The following is a 2,458-nucleotide window of genomic DNA, read 5'->3' on the forward strand; positions in this document are numbered from 1 at the left end:
GCGCCCTTGACCGGCGGCCGGCGCCGGATCCAATCGAAGTTCCGCGAATGGGAGAGATCTCCATGCCCAAGAAACGAAAAGCCCTCATCGACAGTGTCCTGGACCGGGCAGGCGACGTCGGTGGTGACTTGTTGGGAATCACCCGCACGGTGCTCACGGGAAGGAAGAAGAAGTCGAGCACGCGCAAACTGGCGGAGAGCAACGCCCGTGCCATCGAGGCCCTCGCGCTCAGGCTCGACCAGTACGCCAGGCGCGACCAAGCACAGTGACCGCCCTGCAGGGCCAGTCGAGACGGCGCGTGTGCTCGATCCGGGGTGCTTCTTCCGTCTCAGGCAACGAGGAAGGCGGGGCTCCGGGTGGCCGAGCGACGCACGCGTCAGACAGCCCAGGTACTGGCCGGGCTCGGGGCGCAGGAGGTCTCCCGGGCCGTCCGGCGCCGCCGCCTCCGGTCCCGGGAGATGCCGAAGGAGACCCTCGAGCAGCAGCGGGCCAAGGCGATCCGCCGCGCACTCGAAGAACTCGGCCCCCTGTACGCGAAGATCGGGCAGCTCCTTTCGACCAGGCCGGACTTCGTGCCGGACTACGTACGTGAGGAGCTCGCCCACCTGACCGACCGGGCCACCGTGCAACCCTTCGAGATGTTCGTGCCGGCGCTGGAGGCCGAACTCGGGCCGGGATGGCGAGAATCGTTCAGCTCCTTCGAGACGGACCGCCCGCTCGGGTCCGCTTCGCTCGCACAGGTCTACCGCGCCAAGCGCCTGGACGGAACACCGTGCGTCGTGAAGATCCAACGGCCCGGAGCCCGGAGGACCGTGCTGTGCGACATGGACGTCCTGCGACGCGCCACTCGACTGATCGGACGGGTGGCGCCGCGGTTCAACGAGGTCGTCGACACCGGAGCCATGCTGGACGTCATATTCCGGGCCATGACCGATGAGCTCGATTTCACGCGGGAAGCGGCCAACATGAAAGAGGCCCGGAAAGCCACCAAAGACTTCAAGACCATCAAGGTGCCCAAAGCACTCCTCGCCACGCCCCGGGTACTCGTCCAGACCTTCGCCGACGGACATGCCGCCAACCGACTCAAAGAAACCGAACTCAGCCGTAAACAGCGAAAAAAGATGGCAAGGGAACTCGTCGCCTACATGTTCAAAGGCTATTTCGCCCGTCGTACCTTCCACGCGGATCCGCACCCGGGGAACGTACTCATCAGCCCGGACGGAAACGCCCATCTCATCGACTGGGGAATGGTGGGCCGGGTCGACCGCAGCACAAGCTCCGCGATGCTCGGCGCCATGACCGCCATGGCCTACAACGACGGTCCGGCACTGGCACAGTCCTGGATCCGTATGGGCACCACCAATCCGCGGAGCGACGTGGGTGGCTTCACCGCCGACATCGCACGCTTCGTACCGCACGTCGCCCATGCCTCCCTGGCCGAGCTCAACTTCGGCGTGGCCCTCACCTCCGTTCTCGCCTTCTCCACCAAGCGGGGCATTCAGACACCACCTGCCATCTCGATCCTCGGCAAATCCGTGGCCAACATGGAAGGAACCATCCGGCACATCCACCCCGCTCTGAAACTGGCCGACAGCATGCGCGAGGTCCTCCAGGACATCCTGCTGGACATGGCCAGAGAGCTCGGCTCCCCCGAGCAACTGGCGCAGTACGCCCTCCATGCCCTGCACGCCCTCACCCAAGCGCCCGGTCAGGCAACACGTGTCCTCAGTGATGTGGCCGAGCGCCAACTCACCCTTCACAACCACACCCGGCTGCACGACAACCGGCTCAGCAACGGCGGACTGGGTCTCCTCCTCCTCGCCATCCAACACCGCCATCGGCCGAGCTGACATCCACGCCAACATCGCAACCGCAACGCGACGACCCGGTCGCGCAGACCGTGCCTGCGGCTGCCCCCTGACCGCACTCCGGTCAGCGAGGCCGTCACAGCTCGCTACTCACCGTCCAGTTCTCATTCCTGCGGCACAGAGCTAGCGGCACAGAGCTATACGCCCCTCGCGAGGGCCGGCACCTGCCCCCTTCCCTGACATCGCCTCCCGATCCGGGCCGACCAGGCTTCTCGCCGCCAGCACCACTCGCCCGCCGGCGAAGGGAGCAACGTCCATGCTGAGCCGCCCCCGCAGCATCCTGTTCTGGCTCGTCCTGATCATCCTGCTGAACATCATCGCCACCGCCCCCACCGAACTCGCCCACACCATCCAGGCCGTCTGGCACGCCACCAAACAGTTCTTCGACTCCCTGGGCATCTTCATCGACACTCTTGCCGAGTCCTGAACGCCCGCGCACGCCACCCTGTCCCCGTACGACCGCGGAGAAGAGGGACCCTGACCATGCGATCCGCTTTCGGGCCGCGGCACCTCCTGATCGCCACAGCCCTCACCCTCTCCGGATGCGGGCTGGTGCCTCCCGCAGCACAGCCCCCGACAGTTCCCCAGCC

Annotated in this window: 3 protein-coding genes; all 3 read left to right on the forward strand. The window is 66.2% G+C overall.

The window, feature by feature from the left end; all coding sequences use genetic code 11:
• Positions 1-269: hypothetical protein (locus EHS43_RS42500; protein WP_221740819.1), on the forward strand; the 269-nt coding region annotated here is incomplete at its 5' end.
• 189 nt (positions 270-458) lie between these two features.
• Positions 459-1,850, forward strand: a complete 1,392-nt coding sequence (locus tag EHS43_RS42510; RefSeq protein ID WP_125195809.1) for an AarF/ABC1/UbiB kinase family protein — start codon at positions 459-461, stop codon at positions 1,848-1,850.
• A 274-nt stretch (positions 1,851-2,124) separates the two neighbouring features.
• Positions 2,125-2,295, forward strand: coding sequence for a hypothetical protein (locus tag EHS43_RS46915; RefSeq protein WP_185806644.1), 171 nt, complete (start codon positions 2,125-2,127; stop codon positions 2,293-2,295).
• Positions 2,296-2,458 lie beyond the last annotated feature (163 nt).

It is taken from the genome of Streptomyces sp. RP5T (assembly GCF_003933965.1).
GTDB lineage: Bacteria > Actinomycetota > Actinomycetes > Streptomycetales > Streptomycetaceae > Streptomyces.

Excerpts from the sequence above, each read along its gene's own strand:
- EHS43_RS42510 (WP_125195809.1), top strand. The coding sequence starts at position 459 with ATGCCGAAGGAGACCCTCGAGCAGCAGCGGGCCAAGGCGATCCGCCGC.
- EHS43_RS46915 (WP_185806644.1), top strand. The coding sequence starts at position 2,125 with ATGCTGAGCCGCCCCCGCAGCATCCTGTTCTGGCTCGTCCTGATCATC.